Source organism: Pseudomonas sp. F01002 (assembly GCF_004402115.1).
Taxonomy (GTDB): Bacteria; Pseudomonadota; Gammaproteobacteria; order Pseudomonadales; family Pseudomonadaceae; genus Aquipseudomonas; species Aquipseudomonas frigoris.
In genome coordinates, this window is sequence record NZ_SOPU01000004.1 from 155,804 (window position 1) to 177,196 (window position 21,393).

Here is a 21,393-nt window from a genome sequence, read left to right on the forward strand (position 1 = left end):
CGGACTCGGCAGCGCCTGATAAACAGGAGGCCGTGACCAAGATAGTGGTGAGCAGTGCTCGAATGGAGTTGCTGGGCCTGCACTGTTTTCGGGGCGGGTTGCGCTCACAGATCGTCCAGCAGTGGCTCAAGGAAGCCGGTATCAAATACCCACGGGTGATCGGTGGCTACAAGGCCATGCGTACCTTCCTGCTGGAGACCATTGAGTCGGCAGTTGAGCCGTGTGAGTTCGTCGTCGGTGGCATGACCGGCACTGGCAAGACTGATGTACTTGCGCAATTGCCCAATGCTCTGGATCTGGAAAGTCATGCCAACCACCGAGGCTCTAGCTTCGGCAAGCGCGTCACCGACCAGCCAGCGCAGATTGATTTTGAGAACCTCGTGGCCCTAGACATATTCAAGAGGCGTGCGGCGGGTATCAAACAATTCGTAGTGGAAGACGAAAGCCGCCTTGTCGGCACCTGCAATGTGCCGCTGGAGTTGCACCACGGTATGCAGCGCTACCCGTTGGTGTGGCTGGAGGACCGCTTCGACAACCGCGTCGAGCGTATCTTGCGCGATTATGTGGTGAATCTCTGCGCCGAGTTCGTCACGCTCCACGGGGAAGAGAGCGGTTTCAGCCTGTTCGCCGGGCGTTTGTTGCAAAGCCTGGACAAGATCAACAAGCGCTTGGGCGGTCAGCGCCATCAATGGTTACAGGCGATGATGCATTCCGCTCTTGATGTGCAGCAGCGCAGTGGGTGGAGATGCACCGTGGGTGGATCGAAGGTCTGCTGCGCGAGTACTACGACCCGATGTACGCCCACCAGCGCGAGAGCAAAGCCGGTCGTATCGGATTTGCTGGCGAGCAAGACGCGGTCATCGCTTACCTGGCTGAACGTAAAGCCAGCCGTTAGGCCGTGGTTGATACTGCTAGTCATTCGGTGCTGGATGTCACTAGGGGTGTCAGTCGCGTTGGTACGCTTTGAGCTTTCCTAAGTCCTCTTGTGCTCGCTTGCGGAAGTAGCAATATAGAAATTTCTGAACAGCTCCGCTCGGAGTGTGGTGCTCTTCACTCGCATGGCCGAGCATCTCAAACTGGGCGCCAAATTCCGCGGCTAGGTGGTCAACATTGTAACGCTGGGCCGGAAGGCCGCTGCACCGATCCGGACCCTCTTCGGCAAATGTGCCAACGACTACGAAGCCTCCTGGTTTGAGCGCTCGGTCCAGCGCATGCAGGTAGCGCGCGCGATCTCCCGATTCGGTCAAGAAGTGAAAAACGGCGCGATCATGCCACAAGTCATACTTATGCTTAGGAAAAATCGCTGTAGTAACATCAGCTTCCAGCCAGTGCACCGAGGCTGCATGTTCACCAAGTCGATTGCGTGTGACGTCCAGTCCGGAGACGGAAATATCTAGCACAGTCAAGTTCCGGTACCCGGCCTTGAGGAGGTCATCGATCAGGGTCGAAGCACCGCCACCGACATCGATAAGCACCGCATCAAGACTCAATCCCGTCTGGCGAATTAACGCCAGCGACATGTCGGCATGCTCCTGGTACCAGCTAACAACGTCAGATGCCTTCTCGGTGTAAACATTTTCCCAATGTCTTTTACTTTGCATGTAAGTCCTCACTGGTGCTTTACGTTTATGGGGCCGCCACATATACCTGCTTAGGCGATCAGCTCAACGTCAGGGATTGCTGCTGTGGTCTCCTTAAGTAACGATAAGAACTCCACAGCGTACGGTTTATCACTTTCCGTGGGTGATGTGGCGGTCCAGATGTCTGAGATTAGTCCATCGTGTGTGATGGGTTTAGCAGTGACATATTGGCGATGGAGGTAACTTTGCACCGCCCAGCGCGGCAGAGCAGCAGCACCTATGAAGGTAGTCACCTGCCGCGACCGCCACGCCGACTGAATAGAATATTTTGAGCTACTGCCGGACGGACAAACTCGCAACGGAGCGAACTGTGGCCAATGCACCGAAACATGGCCTGTGCTTTTAACTTGGCCATGCATCTCGTCTCAAGCAATCAACATAGTCATCAAGTTCAAAGCCTCTTTTTCTCTGGGTTTTCTGGCCAGAGTGTTCGCATTTCGATTCGTTTTCATGATTGAAATACGTTTGGATGTATCCCCTCGGGGGGATATGATGTCGGCGTATTTATCGGGTCTGAGGCTCAAGTCATGAGTGAACACGATCATCCCCATACGCACCGAACCCATGAGGCGATTATCAAGCGCCTCAAGCGGGCCGACGGTCATCTGCGCAGCATCATCACCATGATCGAAGACGGTCGTGAGTGCGTCGACATTGCTCAGCAACTGCATGCCGTGGAAAAAGCGGTGTGTCAGGCCAAGCGAACGTTCATCCAGGATCACATTGATCACTGCCTGGAGGACACCGTCTCGGCGTTGAACAATGGCGAGCGCGCACCACTGGAAGCGTTCAAGCAAATCACTAAATACCTCTAGGTCTGTCATGACCTACAAGGTTTGGCCAGTGGGGCAGTGGGGCCACTGGTTCTATCCGGGCCATCTTGCCGCTCCGCAAGCTCTACGGTTTCTGATCTGAGGGTTGGCAAAATCTTAAGAACTAAAGCCCCCTCAACTTGGCCAGCGGCGATGCTGATCGTCAATCACATATGGGTGTTCGTGATCCGCCCCATCTTGGCCGTCGAGGTGAGTGTGATCGTCCGGCAGGTTCTCATGGGTGTGTTTGATCGACTCTTGGTCATGAGCAGGACGCCAGATCACTATGCTGACCGCCAATGCGCTACCAGCCACGACAACGAGCCCAACAAACGATGCCGTGAGGCTGATGTTGGCACCCAGCCATCCCGCCAATGGGTAGGTAACCAACCAGCAGGCATGGGATAGAGCAAATTGGGCGGCAAACAGCGCCGGGCGATCTTCAGCATGTGCCGAGCGACGCAATAGCCGACCGCTTGGGGTCTGGGCCAAGGAATAGCCCATGCCCAGCAGTATCCACAGAGGCAGCAGGAAGTTGTAGGTCGTCAGGTTGATACCAAGGCCTAGGCCGACGACCAATATTGCTCCGCCGAATAGCATGGCCGTCCGGTCTTTGATGTTTTTCAACAGCCGAGGTAAGACCAAGGCTGCGATCATAGAGCCGCCACCAAACGCGGCCAGCGCCAATGCCGTAGAACTCTGAGGCAGAGCGAAGCGCGACTGCACCAGCACCACCGTATTAACGATGACCATGGCACTGGCGGCAGCTACTGTCAGATTAAGAGCCAGCAGCCCCCGTAGGCGAGGGGTGGCCAGGAATATGCGCATGCCACGGGTAGTTCGTTCGTAGATGCTGCGTCGCGGCGTCTCCTTCGCCTTTGGCAGCAGCACTGTGGCGACCAAGGCCGCTGAGGCAAGGAACCCGATGACAGTTCCGGCGAACAGGTTATGGAAGCTAATCACGGTCAGCAACGCGGCGGCGAGCATCGGGCTGGCGACACTTTCAAGATCGTAGGCAAGACGCGATAGCGACAAGGCGCGGGTGTAGTCGTCTTCATCCGGCAGTATGTCTGGAATGGTCGCCTGGAACGTGGGGGTGAACGCTGCCGAAGCGGACTGAAGGACGAAAATCAGCACGTAGATTTGCCAGACTTCCGTCACGAATGGCAGTGCGAGCGCGACCAGCGCTCGCACTAGATCCAGAGAGACCAGCATTGCCCGACGAGGTAGACGCGTTGCAAAAGCCGCTGCAATCGGCGCAACGCCGATGTAGGCCGTCATTTTGATCGCTAACGCAGTACCGAGGACGGCTCCCGCTTGGGCGCCTGCAAGGTCGAACGCCAGTAGGCCCAGTGCGAGAGTGGCAAGACCAGTACCTACGAGCGCAATCACTTGGGCGAGAAAGAGATGACGGTAGGTTCGGTTGGCTAGGATTTTCAGGATGAAATATCTCAAGTGGCGAAGTGCGTGACCAGGCGGCTACCGAACTTTTCACGAAGAGACGCAATCAGCTGGTTTCGTCTCTGTTGAGTGCGAATATCCCCCCTGGGGGGATATAGTTCGATCCTAAACCATAGACCATGGCAGCTCAAGAAATAGGCGCTACGCCATCTATCGAATTATTGAAGTGCGGGCCCGCCCATACGGCTTGTATTGTTTCTGCACGGCGAGGCGACGTGCTCAATGTTTCGATTGCAGCATTCAAATGCTGCGACGCTGCCGGTCGGATGTATTCCCTCCCTGGCTTGTATGGCTAGTTGGAACGTGTGATCATACTTTCATTATAGGTAGGGGGGGTATGGTATGGGTCATATGAGATCGAGCAAAGACAATCTTCTTAAACGCGTAAAGCGAATCGCTGGGCAAATCCAGGCGATTGAGCGAGCACTCGACTCTGATGATGACTGCTCGAAAACCTTGCTTTTGGTCGCTTCGACCCGTGGCGCTATCAATGGGCTGATGGATGAAATCATCGAAGACCACGCTCGTGAACACGTCGCGAATCCGACACTCAGCAACGAAGAAAGAGCGAAAGGTGTCGATGAACTTCTCGAAGCCATTCGCCGCTATTCCAAATAGGATTTGCTCAGATGAGTAATTCGTACACCGACTATTCCCACGACCATATGTTCCTTGGGAAATCACATGACGAAAACGCCAAGCGAACCTTGTGGGTGGTGGCCCTGACCGTCGTAATGATGGTTGCTGAAATCACCGCAGGTTATCTCACTGGCTCAATGGCGTTGCTTGCCGATGGTTTTCACATGGCAACGCACGCTGGAGCACTTGGCATAGCCGCAGCTGCTTACGGTTACGCAAAAAGACATGCCTCAAGTGCTCGCTACAGTTTTGGAACTGGCAAGGTGGGAGACTTGGGTGGCTTCGCCTCTGCTCTGATATTGGGACTGGTCTCCTTGGGAATTGCCGGAGAGTCGCTATTCCGTCTCTTTCAACCGACTCAAGTGCAATTCCAGACAGCGACTCTTATCGCAATTGTCGGATTAGCAGTGAATGTGGTGAGCGCGCTTTTGCTGTCTGGCGGTCATGATCATCACCATGGGCATGACCACGGCCACGATGAATCTCACCATGCGCATGGTCACGACAATAATTTGCGCTCTGCTTACGTTCACGTCATTGCAGATGCACTGACTTCGGTTCTGGCCATCGCAGCACTGCTTGCTGGTCGATACCTTGGTTGGGTATGGCTCGACCCTGCAATGGGGATTGTGGGTGCAGTTGTCATTGCACGCTGGGCTTGGTCGTTGATGCGGGTGACTGCGGGTGTATTGCTCGACCAGACAGATGATCATGTCGCTGAAGAGATTCGTGAACTGGTTGAGCGACCGGGAGATGCTTCGATCATTGATCTTCATGTCTGGCAGGTGGGGCCGCAAGCCCGCGCCGCGATTGTGAGTGTTCTGGGCAGCCCGGCAGTGAATGCAGAAAACATACGAGAACGGCTTGCGACGGTTCATGAGATCACTCATCTGACAGTTGAGTACCGCACGAAGTTGGGCGCTGATTCACCCGATCAGGTCGCCGTTCTGGCTTAGCCATGAACCCGTAGCACGCGTAAGTTCGACGAGGAATTGAACAATGGCCAAGGACATCGAAAATCCCTGTATTTCTGTTTGCCAGCTGAACAGCGAACTGTGCGTCAGCTGCGGTCGCACCAAGGAAGACATCAGAAAATGGAAGCGAATGAAGCGTCCAGAAAAAATGGCCGCTGTACAACGCGCGACCCTGCGTCTGAAAAGCCTGCAAAAAAAGAACTCTTAAACCACCGTCATTTACGTTTTCTACGTTTTCTACGTTTTCTACTTTTTCAGCCGAAACACAAATTGTTATTGAGGACAGCGGTACGGGGTTATCCGATGCGGTGCAAGCGCGCCTGTACAACTGTTGCTGATCGTCCTTGGCGAATTGCTTGAGAATGAAATCGACAGAGCATGTCCCGCTGCATGGCCATGAACGGTGACCATGCCGTGACGGGATGGATGGGGCGGGATTAGTTTTCGGGGTATTCAGCAATGACCTGATCTGTGCCGGCTTTGGTCAGGCAGGCCGATTATCTGATAAGCCTCATGTACTCCATCGACTTCCATTCCTGGAGAGCCTAGCGGCATGCCAGGAGCGGCGATCCCGAGAAGGTCGTCACGTTTACTCATCGCAATTATTTGCTCAGCGGGAACGTGGCCCTCAACAAACTTTCCGTTGATCATCGCGGTGTGACAAGACGAGAGTCGTGGAGCGACACCGAGGTCCTGTTTGACAGCACTCATGTTGGTTTCTACATGATCAATGACGTTGAAGCCATTGGCCTCAAGATGCTGAATCCATTTCTTGCAGCATCCGCAGTTTGCATCTCGATGAACATCGATGGTCAGGGCCTGTGCCGCTTGAGCGGTTGAAACGATGAACAGCGCGGCGAATGTTGCGATACGCATAAATCGATTTGAGAGTCGGAAGCTACCTTTCATGAATATTTCCTTTTACCTTGGCCGCGTTGGGATATCCCGCGAAAAAGCAGAACTCTCACCCGAGCTTTCAGTACGGCTGCTTAGGTTTGGTTGATGGTCTTACCCTTGAGTCGGGGAGGTGGTTCCCCGATCATTCAAAGCTCTTGATGGCGTTGCTAGATCGAATCAGAACCACATCCGAATACCTGCTACAAATCGAGCCTCGTTGGTCTTTTCTCCTTCATCGCTGGCCAGGTCGGCGGTCTTGCCGTAGGAGCGATTCCAGGTAACCCCGACATAAGGGGCAAATTGGCGAACAATCTCGTAACGCAATCGGAAACCTACTTCGGTGTTGGCCAGTCCAGACCCAATGCCGCGCTGAGGATCATTTTTTCCGTATAAATTTACTTCGGCTGTTGGCTGCAAGATCAAGCGATTGGTCAGCAGAATGTCGTAGTCACCCTCAAGACGAGCAGCGGTTTGACCATTCTCACCGATGTAAGCAGTTGCTTCGGCTTCAAAGTTATAGAGGGCCATGCCCTGAATACCGAGCGCTCCCCATGTTTGGGGCGACCCAGGCTTGAAGTCTTGTCGAACTCCGGTGACGACATCCCACCATGGACCGATGGCGTGCCCCCAAAGTGCTTGGAGTTCAGCGTTTTCCGTTACGCCATTGGTACGCTCACCTTCCGAGCGCAACCACAGACGATCAACGTCACCACCGATCCATCCTTTTGCATCCCAGGCCAACGCACTACCGTTGTCAGCATCCTGGTACTCAAATTTATCCAGTAACATGAAGGAATTGAGTTTTTTGTCGTGGACACCATGACCAGCCACATCTGGAAAGGCGGCGGCACGGTCAGCGTCGGTAAGTACGGGCACCGGGGTTCGGCTCGTGGTAGTCGCCCCTCCATCCATGCTTTCCATGCCGTCCATTTGCCCGTCGTCCATGCTCATCTTGCTGTGATCCATAGCCCCCATCTTGCTATGGTCCATGGTTCCCGTTGAGCTGTGGTCCATCTTGGAGTGATCCATCGCGCCATCTTTCGCTGTGGTTGGCTTGGATTTTTGCGCAGTCGAAGGCTTTGAGTCCGCACTTGATGGCATCGCCATCGACGGATCCATCTCTTCAGCGGCTTGGGCCATGACAAAGAATGCAGGACTGGTAGAGACTGCCAGTGCCATCAGCATTGAGCGTAGAAAACTACTGGTCATGATCTCAATCTGCCTTTTTGGTTTTTTGGTCATGATCCATCGACTCATGGCTCATCTTGCTGTGGTCCATTGACCCGTGATCGGGCTTCGAATCGTTCGCCATAGTCGCAGGCTTGTCCGTTGCTGTAGCAGGAATAGTAGGTGAATGATCGCTACCATTTTCCCCTGCCAGCACCGTGGACGAAAGTCCACCCAGCAGGCCAACGGCAAAGAGGCAACCCACCAGCGATTTACGATTTAGGTATGTGCTCACAGATCGTCTCCTTTACTCATCAACCCGAACTTCACGGAACATGCCCATTTCCATATGGAAAAGCAGGTGGCAGTGATAGGCCCAGCGACCTAGGGCATCAGCGGTGACTCGATAGCTGCGCTTGGTACCTGGCGGCATGTCAATCGTGTGCTTGCGCACCATGAACTTGCCGTTCTCATCCTCAAGGTCACTCCACATGCCGTGAAGATGGATTGGGTGGGTCATCATGGTGTCGTTCACCAGGGTGATGCGCAGGCGCTCGCCATACTTCAGGCGAAGCGGCTCGGCGTCAGAGAATTTGATGCCGTTGAATGACCACGAAAACTTCTCCATGTGACCGGTCAGATGAAGCTCGATGGTGCGATTGGGCTCACGACCGTCAGGGTCCTGAAATGTGCTTTTCAGGTCAGAGTAGGTGAGCACTCGACGACCATTGTTTCGTAACCCGATGCCAGGATCGTTTAGCTTTGGCGTGGGGTTCATGGCTTGCATGTCGACCAAGGGGTTGTTGGTTTCAGAGGCTGGGTGAGTCTGCATTTCTCCACCCATGCCGCCCATGCCAGCCATTCCCGACATATCGCCATGATCCATCCCTGCCATCTTGCTGTGATCCATGCCGGCCATGTTGGACATGTCGCCTTTGTCCATGCTCGCCATCTTGCTGTGATCCATACCTGCCATGTTAGTCATGTCACCGCTGTCCATGCCGGTCATCCCGGTCATGTCACTTTGGTCCATGCCAGTCATCTTGCTATGGTCCATGCCGGCCATGGTGGACATGTCACCTTGTTTCATATCACCGCCGCCCATACCAGCCATGCTGCCATGGTCCATGCCCGCCATACCGCCCATTCCCATGTCATCCATGGTCAAAAGAGGCCGAGGGTCGAGGGCAGGCACCTGTGCCTTTAATCCTTCGCGAACTGCCAGGGTTCCCCGTGCATAACCGGTTCTATCCATAGACTGGGCGAAGATGGTGTAGGCCTCTTCATTGGCAGGTTCTACGATTACATCGTAGGTTTCTGCTACGGCGATGCGGAATTCGTCGACGCTGACCGGGTTGACGTGCTGGCCATCGGCGGCGACAACCGTCATTTTCAAACCAGGGATACGAACGTCGAAGTAGCTCATGGCCGAGCCGTTGATAAAGCGTAGGCGCAGCTTCTCACCCGGTTTGAAAATCCCGGTCCAGTTACCGTTAGGAGCCTGGCCATTCATGAGATAGGTGTAAGTATCCCCACTGACGTCTGCGAGATCGGTGGGGTTCATTTTCATTTCAGCCCACATCTTTCGGTCGGCTACGGCAGCAGACCAACCTTGCTTGCTGACATCGTCGATGAAGTCTCCCACGGTACGTTTGTGGTGGTTGTAGTAGTCCGATTGTTTCTTGAGCTTGGCCATGACGCGACTAGGATCCTCATCGGTCCAGTCGGTCAGCATCACCACGTAATCGCGGTTGTATTGAAAAGGTTCAGGCTCTTGTGAGTCGATCACGATTGGACCGTAAACGCCTGCCTGTTCCTGTAATCCAGAGTGGCTGTGGTACCAGTACGTACCGTTTTGATGAACCTTGAACTTGTACTCATACATGCCATCGGGTGCGATGCCATGGAAACTCAAGCCCGGTACACCATCCATGTTGGCGGGCAGAATGATCCCGTGCCAATGAATGGAGGTGTCTTGGTCCAAGCGATTTTTCACACGCAGGGTGACCGTTTCCCCTTCACGCCAGCGCAGCAGTGGTCCCGGCAAAGAGCCATTGATGGTCATGGCTGTGCGCGGCGAGCCGGTGATGTTTACAGGGGTTTCACCAATAAACAGATCAAATTCGTTGCCGGTGAGTACGCTCGGCAGACCAGGACTGCTCACTGCCCACACAGGAGTGCGCCACAGACCAAGACCACCGAGAATGCCGCCTGCGGCCAGGCCTTTAACGAATGTCCGCCTAGAGGTTTTGGAGTGCATGCCGTTTATGTCCAATCAGTCAAAAGGGAAGCCGTGATAAACAACTAATGAGTTGCTCATACAGGTTGAAGGCAATATCTCGGGAAATAGTGCTTAGCCCGGATGAGCTTCGCACACCGTTGCCAAAGACGAATGGATACGGCAAGCGGACTCAGAAATTGCCACATCTGGACCATCAAGGTGATTACATTTCTGTCAGCTTGGGAACCCCCCAAGCTACTCAGCAACTGGCGTGGTCGTCACCTTTGTCTTTGCTCTCTGCTACCGGGGTTTGAGTGCCTTGCTTTTGGGCTACCTGGTACGCTTCCATGGAGTTCTGTCTGGCTGCTTCCATGCGTGCGAATACGCGATCACTGCCACCTTCGGCCAATGCCAGAGAAGAAACGGCCAAGGCTGCGATGACAAATAGGGTTTTCATGGATTTCATATGGGTATCCTCGGATAAGATTTGGCTACCCCCGTTGAACCTACATCAAGACGTAATTCGTGGGGGCTAAGCTCAAGACGCGACGCAATCTTAAAACCCGCAACCTGTCAGAAGCCTTAAGTGAGTATTACGGTTGTGTCAGGTTGTGATTTCCTTACGGAATAGCCTCCTGACTGCACTCGGAGTAGGCATTTCGTCTTGGTGGTCTGAAGGTTTCCATACAAAGCTAATTGATCAGAGTTGGATCAAGCCATCTCCGTTGCGCGCTGGTATATGAAATGAACGCTAGAAAAAAGTGTTCATGAGAAACGTGAGCGCGCAGGTCGACCGGGGCTCTCAGATGCCGATTTTGGAAGGGAAGCCAAGTGCTTCAACAATTGAACGCAAGCGCTCTGGGCTTTCGTTGCTTTCGACGTTGACCTTGCCGGCGGCACGATCCACCGAAACGGTTGCCTGGTTATCCAGCGACTGAATGGCTTTGGTAATTTTACTGACGCAGCCTCCACAACCAATGCCTGAAACTTCTAAGACGAACATAGGTATTCCTCTTGTGTTGAGCAGCCCCATTTAGCCGCAACCACAGCATCAACGCTGACATGATGGGAAGGTCAAGAGTTGTCTACGTTGTGGCTTAAATAAGGCATTGATCTCAATCTACTTGAGTGTTCCTCAGCCTCAGTGCATTGAAAACGACGGATGCGGAGCTAACGCTCATGGCAATGGCCGCGATCATCGGCGATAAGAGATGTCCAGTCAGGGGATACAGCAGACCCGCGGCGAGTGGGATACCCATCGAGTTGTAGATAAAGGCGAAACCCAGATTCTGCCGCATGTTTTTTACCGTCGCGACAGAAAGGGCCCGCGCCCGGAGAATCCCCATCAAGTCACCCTTTACGAGAGTAAGCTGCGCACTGTTCATCGCGACGTCTGTCCCTGTCCCCATCGCGATGCCTACATCTGCTCGGGCCAGAGCAGGAGCATCATTGATACCGTCGCCCGCCATGGCAACGCGTCGCCCCGTTTTTTGGAGGTCTGCGACCAGACGCTCCTTGTCTTGGGGTTTCACCTCACCGTGTACCTCGTCAATACCCATTTCCTTGGCGACAGCCCGTGCCGTGGTGAGGCCATCTCCGGTGGCCATGATGATCTTTATATGGTCGGCTTTGAGTTTGGTGACAGCCTCCTTGGAGGTCGGCTTGATCGGATCTGACACCGCCAGCAACCCCGCCAGTATTCCATCGACCGCCAGGTAGATGATGCTGATGCCCTCAAGGCGCAATTGCTCGGCGCGGTTCTTGAGGGGGCTGATGTTCACACCTGCCTCTTCCATCAAGGCGGTATTGCCCAACTGGATTTTCTTGCCATCGACCATGCCACTGACCCCGATCCCAGAACCGGACTCGAACGACTCAGGTTTGGTTAGGACCAGATTCTCAGCAAGGGCATGATCAACAATGGCGTGAGCCAGCGGATGCTCACTGCCTTGATCAAGGCTAGCGGCCAGTTGAAGTACATCATTGGCAACGAACTTCTGTGTGGCTTCCACACTGTGAAACACCGGACGACCCTCTGTCAGGGTTCCGGTCTTATCCACAATCAGCGTGTCGATCTTGCAAAGGTTCTCGATGGCGCCGGCATCTCTGAACAGAACCCCCATGCTGGCCGCTTTACCGGTGGAAACCATGATTGACATTGGTGTCGCAAGCCCAAGAGCGCAGGGGCAAGCAATGATAAGCACAGCGACAGCGTTGATTAGGCCGAAGACCCAGCCAGGCTCTGGGCCAAACAGCCCCATCCCAACAGAGTCAGTAGGGCAATCGCGATTACGCCCATCACAAAGTAACCCGCGACGACGTCGGCCATGCGCTGCATGGGGGCTTTAGAGCGTTGGGCACGGGCAACCATCTGAACGATTTGCGACAGCACGGTTTCAGCACCAATTTTCTGCGCTTCCATCACCAGGCTGCCATGGGTATTGAGCGTGGCACCGATCAGGCTATCACCGCTTCTTTTCATCACAGGGACTGGCTCGCCGGTCAGCATCGACTCATCGACCGCGCTTTCGCCTTCCAGCACTGAGCCATCGACAGGAACCTTTTCACCCGGTCTGACCCTGAGGTGATCGCCCTTGTGTACATGCGTTAGAGGGATGTCTTCCTCTTTGCCATCGGCATTGATCCTGCGTGCGGTTTTCGGAGACAGGCCAAGTAGCGACTTAATAGCCAAAGACGTTTGTGATCGAGCTTTGAGTTCAAGCATCTGACCGAACAAGGTCAGCGAGATGATTACGGCTGCGGCTTCGAAGTAGACGCCGATGCGACCCTCTTGGATGAAGGTGGTGGGAAAACTCTGGGGAAACAGCGTGGCTACGACGCTGTAAAGATACGCAGCTGCTGTGCCCAGGCCAATCAAGGTCCACATATTGGGGCTGCGATGACGAATCGAATCGATGCCCCTCACAAAAAACGGCCAACCAGCCCATAAGGTTACAGGGGTTGCGAGGATAAGCTCGATCCAGTTCTGGATAGCCCCATGGAAGAGTTGCAACGAGTGTCCCGCCATGGCGAGTACCGTCACGATCACAGTTAATGGCAACGACCACCAAAAGCGACGGGTGAAATCCTTGAACTCGGGGTTTTCTTCCTCTTCCAGCACTGGCATGACCGGTTCCAATGTCATGCCGCATTTAGGGCAGGTACCGGGGCCAAGCCGACGTATCTCTGGATGCATAGGGCAGGTGTACTCAGTAGCTTCCTGCGTTTCAGCTGCTGTTGAGGTATTGCTGGAGTGATCGGTATTGAACGGTGGAGCGGTAAAACGCTGCGGTTCTGCTCGAAATTTCTCTTGGCACTTCAGGCTGCAAAACTTATACGTCTGCCCCTGGTAAATCTCGCTGAACTTGATTGGTGGGGTAACTGCCATGCCGCACACCGGATCGCGTAGACCTTCATCCAGGACCTTCGCAGGATGGGTGTGGTCTAGGTGACTTGTGGCGTTGGGCATGACTAGTTTCCTTTCTCATCTTTGTTGGTTTTTGCCGAGTCGGCATGTCCACCATGGTGCCCATGGCCGTGTCCAAAAAAATGCATCAAGGGGCAGATCAAAAGGATCAGATAGGGCAGATAAGGCGAAACATGGCCGAAGTGTTCCCGAACCAGGTAGAAGGCGCCAATCGCAATCAGCATGATGAGTACGACACCCATTTTGCTCCTCCAAAATGGAGGGCCCGCGTTTTCAACAGAATGCTGATGAGGGGTCATGATGTAGCTCCCACTGTTATGGCAAGAGTTGCCGTGAGTCTGATACTTGAGCGTAGTCAATGCTCGTTTTAAAACTGTGACCTCGATCAAGTCACGCGTACTACACATTACGCTGAGTGACCATTCAGACCGGTGGTGGCTCCGAAGGGCCGGTGCTTGTGTGGAAAGGGCTCGATGGGCTCTTGATCAGAACTTGGTCGCGGACGTTGCGGACGAGTGTATGCAAGTATTCATGCTCGTCACGAGGCAACGCTCGGCCGACATCCACCTGAAGCTAAGATTACTTTTCTGTCAGTTTCTGATGGAGCAGGCTTATTCGTTGCAAACTCAGCCTAGTTATCAATTTGAGATCCGTCCCATGAGACTTTTGGTTGCTGAAGACGAACCGACATTAGGTATCTATTTACAGCAGGGGCTGACGGAGGCTGGATTTAGTGTTGATCGATTCACCGACGGCGCGGAGGCCCTTCAGCACGCCTTGAACGAGGGATATGACCTGCTGATTCTTGACGTCATGATGCCGGGTTTGGACGGATGGGAAGTCCTACAGAGGGTGCGTGCATCAGGTAAGGATGTTCCTGTACTTTTTCTGACTGCGCGAGACCGTGTTGAAGATCGGGTCAAGGGGCTTGAGCTTGGAGCAGATGATTATCTGATTAAGCCCTTTGCGTTTTCTGAGTTGCTGGCTCGGGTGCGAACTCTGCTGCGTCGAGGGAGTGGCGCGCCATCGCAAACCCATATGAAACTGGCCGATCTTGAGGTTGACCTGCTCAAGCGCCGGGCTATCAGAGGAGGCAAGCGTATCGATCTCACGGCCAAGGAGTTTGCGCTGCTGGAGCTGCTCCTTCGTCGTCGGGGCGAAGTACTCTCGAAATCGCTCATTGCCTCGCAAGTCTGGGACATGAACTTCGACAGCGATACCAACGTGATTGAGGTTGCGGTGAGGCGGCTCAGGGCGAAGATTGATGACGACTTTGAGGTCAAACTCATTCAAACCGCTCGCGGCATGGGCTACATGCTCGATTCACCAGACACGGAACTTGAATGAACCGCCTATCCCTGACAACACGCCTGAGCTTGATGTTCATGCTTTCGGTGACGGTTGTCCTCACCGTTGCCGGAGTCAGTTTCAATCACCTCAGTCAACGTCATTTCGAAATGCTGGATCAGCAAACCCTGGACGAAAAACTAAGCTCGGCCCAAAGGATTTTGGGTGAGATGCGCAGCATCGATAAATTCAGTGAGCTAAAGCCGCAGTTGGAGGCTTTGCTAGGGGCTCACCGTGATTTGACCGCGATCATTCTGAACCGCGACGGAAAGCTGTTTTTCTCTGGCCCAGGGCCGGTTGATGTCCCAGAGCAATTCCGCACACGGTTAGGTAACACGATGTGGGAGTGGCGGGACGAAGATCATATTTACCGAGGTGTCACGGCCCAGGCAATGGTTTTCGGGCAGGACCAACCACTGACGGTGATCTTGATCTTTGATGTTACGCAGCACATGTTTTTCTTTGAGACCCTTCAGCGATGGTTCTGGATAGGGCTCGTGATCAGCGCACTCGTTAGTGCGGGGCTGGGATGGATGGTTGCCCGCAGCGGTATGCGTCCTATTCGTCAGGTAACCATGGTCGCCGCATCCATGTCTGCTAAATCACTTAAAGAGCGCATCCCATTGGCGCCCGTTCCAAAGGAGCTTCAACAGATGGTGTCGTCATTCAATGCGATGCTGTCACGTCTGGACGATGCTTTTGTGCGACTGTCGAATTTTTCCGCAGACATTGCTCACGAACTGCGGACCCCGGTCAGCAATCTTATGACCCACACTGAGGTGGTGCTCTCAAGAAAAAGGAACATCGAGGACTACGAAGACAATCTGTACTCGAACCTGGATGATTTGAAGCGAATGTCTCGCATGATCGATGACATGCTTTTCTTGGCTAAGTCCGATAATAGATTGCTCAAGCCAGAGAACGATCAGATAGACCTACAGGAGGAGGTGGGGAAGCTGCTTGAATACTACCGTCTGGTGGCTGATGAGCGCAGCATTGAGCTTAGCGTTTCGGGGGCAGGAAGTGTCCGGGGTGACGTATTGATGTTACGCAGGGCGATCTCGAACTTGCTTTCAAATGCGCTACGGTACACGCCAGAGGGGCAAACCATCCGTGTGGATATCCGTCAGAAAAATACGTCGACATTGGTGACGGTGCAAAACCCCGGGAAGACCATTGCGCCTGAACACCTTGAGAAACTATTTGACCGTTTCTACCGCGTAGATCCTGCACGACGTGAAGGAAGTCCTAGCAACGCTGGGCTGGGTCTCTCGATCACTCGATCAATCATTGAAGCTCATGAGGGCAGGATCTGGTGCACCTCGTCCAATGGAACAACTGGCTTTCATATTGAACTCCCTAGTGCCGGACTGAAACGCGCCTGAATTTGGAGACGCCCTTTAGTCGGCTCCACGCCCAAGAACTCCATCCAACATGGACGTTAGTTTTGCAGGATGTGCGCTTCTGTTTGACCTATATCAACGCTCCGAAAACAGGCGAGAGCTATTCTTAAATTGGCAGAGAGCCAATTTTTAGATTCGAAGCATTCATTCTGGCAGACGCCCTTGAGGCTGATCTTTGGTTTGGTTCTGGTGTCTGCCTTTTTTGCGTTCCACGGTAACCATGCGAGCTTTCCCCTCTTACCCTTGGAGATCGTCATGCAAGCACCACTGAAGTTTGCTCTAGCGCTCCTACTCACTAGCGCTGCTGTACTCGCTAACGCCACTGACACTCATCATCCAGACGACGCTCAAACGCCCTCAGCCCAGGCAAGCGGGCAGACCAAGCCTGCCACGGACAAAGCCGTGGCTGAGCAAATGCAGAAAATGCAGGCCGCCCACGACAAGGTCGCCGCAGCCAAGACTCCGACAGAGCGCCGGGCTGCCATGCAAGAGAGCATGCAAACGATGAAGGGGTCCATGGCCATGATGCGGGACATGCACTCAGGTGACCACTGCAAGGGTATGGGTATGTCTAAGTCAGAAAACGGCAGTGGCACGGGGATGATGGACATGATGATGCAAATGATGGATCAGCAGTCCAGCATGATGAACATGCAGATGTCCAAATGAAGGCGTACCCAATGCAGCGCCGAACCTTCCTCGGCGGGGTGGCAGTTGCAGGGTTGGCGGCGCCTTGGCTGCAAGCGTGGTCAGCCGTAGATATGGCCTCGGCGCCTGTTGGATTATCATTGCTTGCATCAGATCTACTACCGGCTGGTGCCACACTGCGCGAATTACCCAAACTGGCTAATTCGAGCAGCACTCCAGGCCATTTTCAAGCCACTCTGACCGCTGCGCCGCTCACGCTGCCCTTGATCCCCGGACATGCATCGACCGAGTTCTGGGCCTATAACGACAGTTTACCTGGTCCGCTGATTGAGCTTTTTGAGGGTGACATGGTGGAGATCACCTTCATCAACAACCTCAAGCAACCCTCTACTATTCATTGGCACGGTCTGCCAATTCCGCCCGAGCAAGACGGTAATCCCCATGATCCGGTGCCACCTGGCGGACGCCATACTTACCGTTTCAATCTGCCGCAGGGGAGTGCGGGCACCTATTGGTACCACCCCCACCCACATCAGTACACGGCTGAACAAGCCTACCGTGGATTAGCCGGGCCACTGTTGGTGCGGTCGCGAAAGGATCCACTGGCCGAACTGCCTGAGCGATTGTTGGTGGTCTCCGACCTCAAACTCGACCGCTACGCCGCCATCGCCCCGAACGATTCCAATGATTGGATGAATGGCCGCGAAGGGCAGTTCGCCTTGGTCAACGCTCAGCGTCAACCAGTCTTGCCGTTTGACGCGGGAGGTCGTGAGCGTTGGCGCGTTTGGAATGCTTGTAGTGCCCGCTATCTGCAACTCACATTACCCGGTAGCACGCTGACCCTGGTCGGTACCGACGGCGGTTTGCTTGAAGCCCCTCAACCTGTACAGGCGGAATACCTATTGGCACCTGCCCAGCGGATCGAACTGATCGTCGATGCTGGCAGCCTTCGTGATCGCATAGAGCTGAACGCGAATATCTACTCACGCGGCAAAATGGGCGACGTCGAGCCTGACAAGGTCATGTCTCTGCTAACGGTCGATTTCACGGCGGTCAGAACAACAGCTCTGGCTGCCTTGCCTGGTAGGCTTGGTTCAGTAGCCGATCTCGGTCCGGTCGTAGCACACAAACAGGTGGTGTTCAGCGAAAAAATGAACATGGCCAATGGTACTCATCGCATGCAATTCCTGATCAACGATCAGGAGTACGACATGGGGCGGGTCGACCTCGTAAGCAAAATCAACGAGGTGGAACTATGGGAACTCGTCAATCGCTCTGATATGGATCATCCTTTCCATTTGCATGGCACCCAGTTCCAAGTAGTTGAGCGAGAGCTGGGTGGGGTGATCACGCCTGCTCCATTCCGTGCCTGGCAGGACACGGTCAACCTGCGTTCGAATGAGATCGTACGGATTAAAACTGTCCAGCGATGGTCCGGATTGCGTATGTTCCACTGTCACATTCTAGAACATGAAGCGACGGGAATGATGGGGCAGCTCAAAGTGGTTTGAACAATAGCTGCGCGTCGCTATGGACCACAGGACTGGCTGTAAGGGCAGGGAGTTGCTCGGGGTTGGCGAGGCCGAGGTAGCTGGTTCTGATCGATTGGTGCGCACATTACCTATCCCATGAAAAACGGATAGCTTTGAAGCTAGCATCATGTGGCTCGTTCACTCACCCTAATCGCGAGTCCTGTTCCAAACCTCAGCTCAGACTTCGGTGTAGAGACAAATCACGAGGCTTTCGATAGATACCCGTCCAGTTTCATTGGCTGTAGTATCCAATCGATGGAGTAACAGGTAACGCGACGCATCTCTTATTAGCCATTACCGTCCGTCCCGGTTGGGGTCGTCCGAGTCGATTGTCACCACAATGCTGAGGCAGAGATCTGGGCACCAAGCTTACTGAATTGTAATCGACCAGTCGGCTGCAATGTGGCATCGTGGCTCAGCTCTAAGACACAAGAGTCTTTGATCAATTACCTAAGTTCAGTTAATACCATGACGGTTTATGCATTTGGCTGTGTTATGTGGTTTTAGCCTGATCGAAAATATAAAACTAGATCTTCCCCGCCAAACCTCGAATCTACAGCTTATGCTGTGAGGAGTCTTGCATGTCACCTTTTAAAACTACCACCGTGATGGTTGCACTAACCGCAGGGTTGCTTTTGAGTGCTGTGGCACAAGCGCATCCAAAGTTGGTGTCTTCTAGCCCTTTGGAGGGCTCGACCGCCGGAGCACCTTCCAAGATCGAACTGCACTTCTCGGAGAACCTCACGACTCAGTTCTCAGGAGCGAAACTGATCATGACCGACATGCCGGGCATGCCGAACTCGCCGATGGGAGTTAAGGCTGGCGTCTCAGGCGGCGACGATCCAAAAACGATGGTCATCACGCCCGCTGCACCATTGACCACTGGTACTTACAAGGTCGAATGGCGTGCTGTTTCTTCAGACACTCATCCCATTACAGGCAACGTTACATTTAAAGTGAAATGATTTATGAGCGACTCAATCAACATCGCCCTTCGTTTCGCTCTTTATTTGGATCTAATGCTGCTGTTTGGATTAGCAATTTTTGGATTGTACAGCCTCAAGGGAAAAGAGCGAGTATCCGGCGCTGTCTTGAATTTTGAGTCGCTCCTTTTAGGTGCGGTAGTTATTGGTACCGTTTTATCCCTTGCTGCTATGTTGTTTCTTGCGAAAGCGATGAGCGGCGTTTCAGAGCTAATGGAGCTGCATCACCATATATTTGAAATGGTTCTTATGGGAACCGACGTCGGTTTGACGTGGATGGTGCGAATAGTTTCCCTTGTGATGGCCGGTATAGCCGTTACACTTAACAAGCGTTTCCCAAGTCTCAGCCTATGGGCTGTCACCGTCTTTTCTGCGATTGCTTTGGCGACTTTGGCATGGACAGGACATGGCGCGATGGACGAGGGCGGCAGTCGTTATATGCATTTTACCAGCGACATATTTCACCTTTTGGCCGCAGGGGGCTGGATGGGGGCTCTCGCTGCATTTGCTTTACTGCTGCGTGAGAAGATACTTAACGGTGAACAAGAAATACGAGTTCTTTCCCGGGTTCTGACTGGATTTGAATCAGCGGGAGCGCTAATTGTCGTAACTCTAGGTGTTACCGGCATAGTAAATTACCTTTTTATTGTAGGTCCGGCCTTGGACGAGGTGATGCTTAGCACTTATGGTATATTGCTGCTCTTGAAGGTTTTGCTATTTGCAGGGATGGTTATATTGGCGTCTCTAAATCGCTTCCATTTGAGCCCCCTGTTAGAGCGCTCAATCAAGAGAGGAGACCATGCCGTCGCCGTTAATGCCTTACGACGTAGTATGATCTTTGAGTTCTCCGTTGCAGTGATTATCGTGTGTCTTGTCGCTTGGCTAGGAACCTTGAGTCCGGAGATGGATATGAGCTCGGTATAGACCTGAAAGTTTAGAGTTGCTTTCTTCTACGCGTCTATCTCGCGTTGTTTGTATGAAATAAACTCATCGCGTAATTGGCTGTTTTCTCCCGATTATCATGCCGGTAGAGGAGGGGCGCATCAAATGTTCTCTACGTCTGAAGAGGGCTATCTAAGCTGCTGCCAAGTACTCCCACCATCACTGCTCTTTATTAAATCGACAGGATTGAATAGGGCTCTACCACTGGCCGGATGACCAATGGTATAGATGGCTTAGCCGGACGCATAGTGCGCCAGTTAAAGCTGGCGGAGGTGCACATCGGGAAGTCCTTCGCACAGAAACTGGGAGATCTCAGCGGTGCCCGGTGCGCAAGCACCGGGCGGAGCAGGAAAGGCCAAAAGCCGTAACCCTGCTGTCCACGTTGCTGAGAAGTCGAATACGTCCGTAGTACCTGAGAAGCCATCGAACAAAGGGTCTAGCCCTGCGGAGATAGTGGAGGAAAGGGACGTAGCCAAGGGAAACACTGACATGCCCCCCGCGCCCCGGACACTGAGCCGGATCAGTTGCGCGTCGATGGGACTTGAAGGTGTACGTGAAGTAGCCCGAAGGAACAAGGGCATGCAGTTCACGGCATTGCTGCACCACATCACACCGCAGTTATTAGCGCAGAGCTTTTATGCGCTCCACCGCGATGCGGCGGTGGGGGGGGACGGCATGTCGTGGCGAGAATATGAGGAAGGCATTCTCCAGCGGGTTAGCCAGTTGCACGCAAGGCACCATAGCCGGGCCTAACCACTACTCCATCAGGATGCCGTCGCCTACCTGGAGCAGAGTCTGAGTAATGCTCAGGAGTGGGCGATGGCGACGATCAAGCGTGATGTCTATCTGCCGCAGAACGAAGGCAAGATCTGGAAAGCTATCGCGCAGGCGCGGGGTAGAAATTGGAATAACCGGCGAACCTTCAGAGTGTGAAAACCGGTTGTTCCGAGTTGAGCCCACCCCGCAGTAAAGTGATGCGATAGAGTTAGTCTCAGCCATACACCATCAGTTTTACCGGTGTCTTGCCTGCCAGCAGCCCGTCCACACGGATAGGTTTCTTGTAGCGATGCGGAATCCGAAGCAAGGCTCATGTGGACACGAGCCTGGCGTACAGCAGCCTATTGGCTGGTTGCAATCAGTGGCGCTTCGGTGCTCAACACTGTCATCAAAGTAGCATTGCATCGTAACCGATCCACGAACTACACCTACCTCAAGATGAGGCAGTCGTTTACCGTGGCATCTCTGGCGAGCAGTTCCATGGCAGCAAGGCTTCGTAGTCCCCAACCGATTGTGCCTGCGG

19 protein-coding genes and 3 pseudogenes are annotated in these 21,393 nt (G+C 53.7%); 12 read left to right on the top strand and 10 right to left on the bottom strand.

Going from position 1 to position 21,393, the window contains the following annotated elements; translation table 11 throughout:
- Positions 1 to 77: 77 nt before the first annotated feature.
- A pseudogene (gene mnmH / locus E3W21_RS03675) lies at positions 78 to 895 on the top strand (tRNA 2-selenouridine(34) synthase MnmH); the annotation flags it as partial.
- Positions 896 to 944: 49 nt separating this feature from the next.
- Here the strand turns inward: mnmH and E3W21_RS03680 are convergent.
- The gene (locus tag E3W21_RS03680) at positions 945 to 1,601 is read right to left on the bottom strand and encodes a class I SAM-dependent methyltransferase (RefSeq protein WP_134418502.1); all 657 of its coding nucleotides are present in this window, start codon (positions 1,599 to 1,601) and stop codon (positions 945 to 947) included.
- 566 nt (positions 1,602 to 2,167) lie between these two features.
- Between E3W21_RS03680 and E3W21_RS03685 the strand changes: the two genes are divergently transcribed.
- On the top strand, positions 2,168 to 2,455 hold the full coding sequence (locus E3W21_RS03685) for a metal-sensing transcriptional repressor (protein ID WP_129443739.1): 288 nt from the start codon (positions 2,168 to 2,170) through the stop codon (positions 2,453 to 2,455).
- A 132-nt stretch (positions 2,456 to 2,587) separates the two neighbouring features.
- On the opposite strand, the gene E3W21_RS03695 is transcribed toward E3W21_RS03685, so the two are convergent.
- The gene (locus tag E3W21_RS03695) at positions 2,588 to 3,895 is read right to left on the bottom strand and encodes an MFS transporter (RefSeq protein WP_134418510.1); all 1,308 of its coding nucleotides are present in this window, start codon (positions 3,893 to 3,895) and stop codon (positions 2,588 to 2,590) included.
- A 360-nt stretch (positions 3,896 to 4,255) separates the two neighbouring features.
- On the opposite strand from E3W21_RS03695, the gene E3W21_RS03700 reads away from it, so the two are divergent.
- The 3 genes from E3W21_RS03700 to E3W21_RS03710 are packed head-to-tail and all read left to right on the top strand — an operon-like array spanning position 4,256 to position 5,734.
- Entirely contained in the window at positions 4,256 to 4,531 is a 276-nt protein-coding gene (locus tag E3W21_RS03700) for a metal/formaldehyde-sensitive transcriptional repressor (protein WP_034139899.1), read from the top strand.
- An 11-nt stretch (positions 4,532 to 4,542) separates the two neighbouring features.
- Entirely contained in the window at positions 4,543 to 5,508 is a 966-nt protein-coding gene (dmeF, locus tag E3W21_RS03705) for a CDF family Co(II)/Ni(II) efflux transporter DmeF (RefSeq protein WP_134418503.1), read from the top strand.
- Positions 5,509 to 5,551: 43 nt separating this feature from the next.
- The gene (locus E3W21_RS03710) at positions 5,552 to 5,734 is read left to right on the top strand and encodes a DUF1289 domain-containing protein (protein WP_017341650.1); all 183 of its coding nucleotides are present in this window, start codon (positions 5,552 to 5,554) and stop codon (positions 5,732 to 5,734) included.
- Positions 5,735 to 5,963: 229 nt separating this feature from the next.
- Here the strand turns inward: E3W21_RS03710 and E3W21_RS03715 are convergent.
- The 8 genes and pseudogenes from E3W21_RS03715 to E3W21_RS03755 all read right to left on the bottom strand — a co-directional run bounded on the left by E3W21_RS03715 (position 5,964) and on the right by E3W21_RS03755 (position 13,537).
- Positions 5,964 to 6,435, bottom strand: a pseudogene (locus E3W21_RS03715) (DUF411 domain-containing protein).
- A gap of 165 nt (positions 6,436 to 6,600) precedes the next feature.
- The gene (locus E3W21_RS03720) at positions 6,601 to 7,665 is read right to left on the bottom strand and encodes a copper resistance protein B (RefSeq protein WP_178082675.1); all 1,065 of its coding nucleotides are present in this window, start codon (positions 7,663 to 7,665) and stop codon (positions 6,601 to 6,603) included.
- A complete protein-coding gene (locus E3W21_RS03725) occupies positions 7,637 to 7,885 on the bottom strand; it encodes a hypothetical protein (RefSeq protein WP_178082676.1) in 249 nt (82 codons plus the stop codon). The genes E3W21_RS03720 and E3W21_RS03725 overlap by 29 nt, the downstream gene beginning before the upstream one ends.
- Positions 7,886 to 7,897: 12 nt before the next feature.
- Positions 7,898 to 9,850: a copper resistance system multicopper oxidase gene (locus E3W21_RS03730; RefSeq protein ID WP_129443743.1), complete on the bottom strand. Its 1,953-nt coding sequence runs from the start codon at positions 9,848 to 9,850 to the stop codon at positions 7,898 to 7,900.
- A 220-nt stretch (positions 9,851 to 10,070) separates the two neighbouring features.
- A complete protein-coding gene (locus tag E3W21_RS03735) occupies positions 10,071 to 10,277 on the bottom strand; it encodes a co-regulatory protein PtrA N-terminal domain-containing protein (protein WP_129443744.1) in 207 nt (68 codons plus the stop codon).
- Between the two features lie 336 nt (positions 10,278 to 10,613).
- Positions 10,614 to 10,814 carry a heavy-metal-associated domain-containing protein gene (locus tag E3W21_RS03740; RefSeq protein WP_129443745.1) on the bottom strand — a complete coding sequence of 67 codons (201 nt, stop codon included), beginning with the start codon at positions 10,812 to 10,814 and terminating at the stop codon, positions 10,614 to 10,616.
- Positions 10,815 to 10,926: 112 nt separating this feature from the next.
- Positions 10,927 to 13,280, bottom strand: a pseudogene (locus E3W21_RS03745) (heavy metal translocating P-type ATPase).
- Between the two features lie 2 nt (positions 13,281 to 13,282).
- Positions 13,283 to 13,537, bottom strand: coding sequence for a DUF2933 domain-containing protein (locus tag E3W21_RS03755; protein ID WP_134418504.1), 255 nt, complete (start codon positions 13,535 to 13,537; stop codon positions 13,283 to 13,285).
- Positions 13,538 to 13,895: 358 nt separating this feature from the next.
- Here E3W21_RS03755 and E3W21_RS03760 point away from each other — a divergent pair, with 358 nt between their 5' ends.
- The 7 genes from E3W21_RS03760 (at position 13,896) to E3W21_RS31405 (ending at position 20,846) form a co-directional block, all read left to right on the top strand.
- Complete coding sequence (locus E3W21_RS03760; RefSeq protein WP_129445161.1) at positions 13,896 to 14,585, top strand: heavy metal response regulator transcription factor; 690 nt, start codon at positions 13,896 to 13,898, stop codon at positions 14,583 to 14,585.
- The gene (locus E3W21_RS03765) at positions 14,582 to 15,970 is read left to right on the top strand and encodes a heavy metal sensor histidine kinase (RefSeq protein WP_134418505.1); all 1,389 of its coding nucleotides are present in this window, start codon (positions 14,582 to 14,584) and stop codon (positions 15,968 to 15,970) included. Before E3W21_RS03760 ends, E3W21_RS03765 begins: the two co-directional genes overlap by 4 nt.
- 129 nt (positions 15,971 to 16,099) lie before the next feature.
- Complete coding sequence (locus E3W21_RS03770) at positions 16,100 to 16,657, top strand: hypothetical protein (RefSeq protein ID WP_305955666.1); 558 nt, start codon at positions 16,100 to 16,102, stop codon at positions 16,655 to 16,657.
- Between the two features lie 11 nt (positions 16,658 to 16,668).
- Positions 16,669 to 18,147 (top strand): multicopper oxidase family protein, encoded by a 1,479-nt coding sequence (locus E3W21_RS03775; RefSeq protein ID WP_134418506.1) that lies wholly within the window; start codon positions 16,669 to 16,671, stop codon positions 18,145 to 18,147.
- A gap of 602 nt (positions 18,148 to 18,749) precedes the next feature.
- Positions 18,750 to 19,133, top strand: a complete 384-nt coding sequence (gene copC / locus E3W21_RS03780) for a copper homeostasis periplasmic binding protein CopC (protein WP_129443753.1) — start codon at positions 18,750 to 18,752, stop codon at positions 19,131 to 19,133.
- Between the two features lie 3 nt (positions 19,134 to 19,136).
- Entirely contained in the window at positions 19,137 to 20,075 is a 939-nt protein-coding gene (gene copD, locus E3W21_RS03785; protein ID WP_134418507.1) for a copper homeostasis membrane protein CopD, read from the top strand.
- Positions 20,076 to 20,672: 597 nt separating this feature from the next.
- Entirely contained in the window at positions 20,673 to 20,846 is a 174-nt protein-coding gene (locus E3W21_RS31405) for a hypothetical protein (RefSeq protein ID WP_256661493.1), read from the top strand.
- Positions 20,847 to 21,393: the final 547 nt, after the last annotated feature.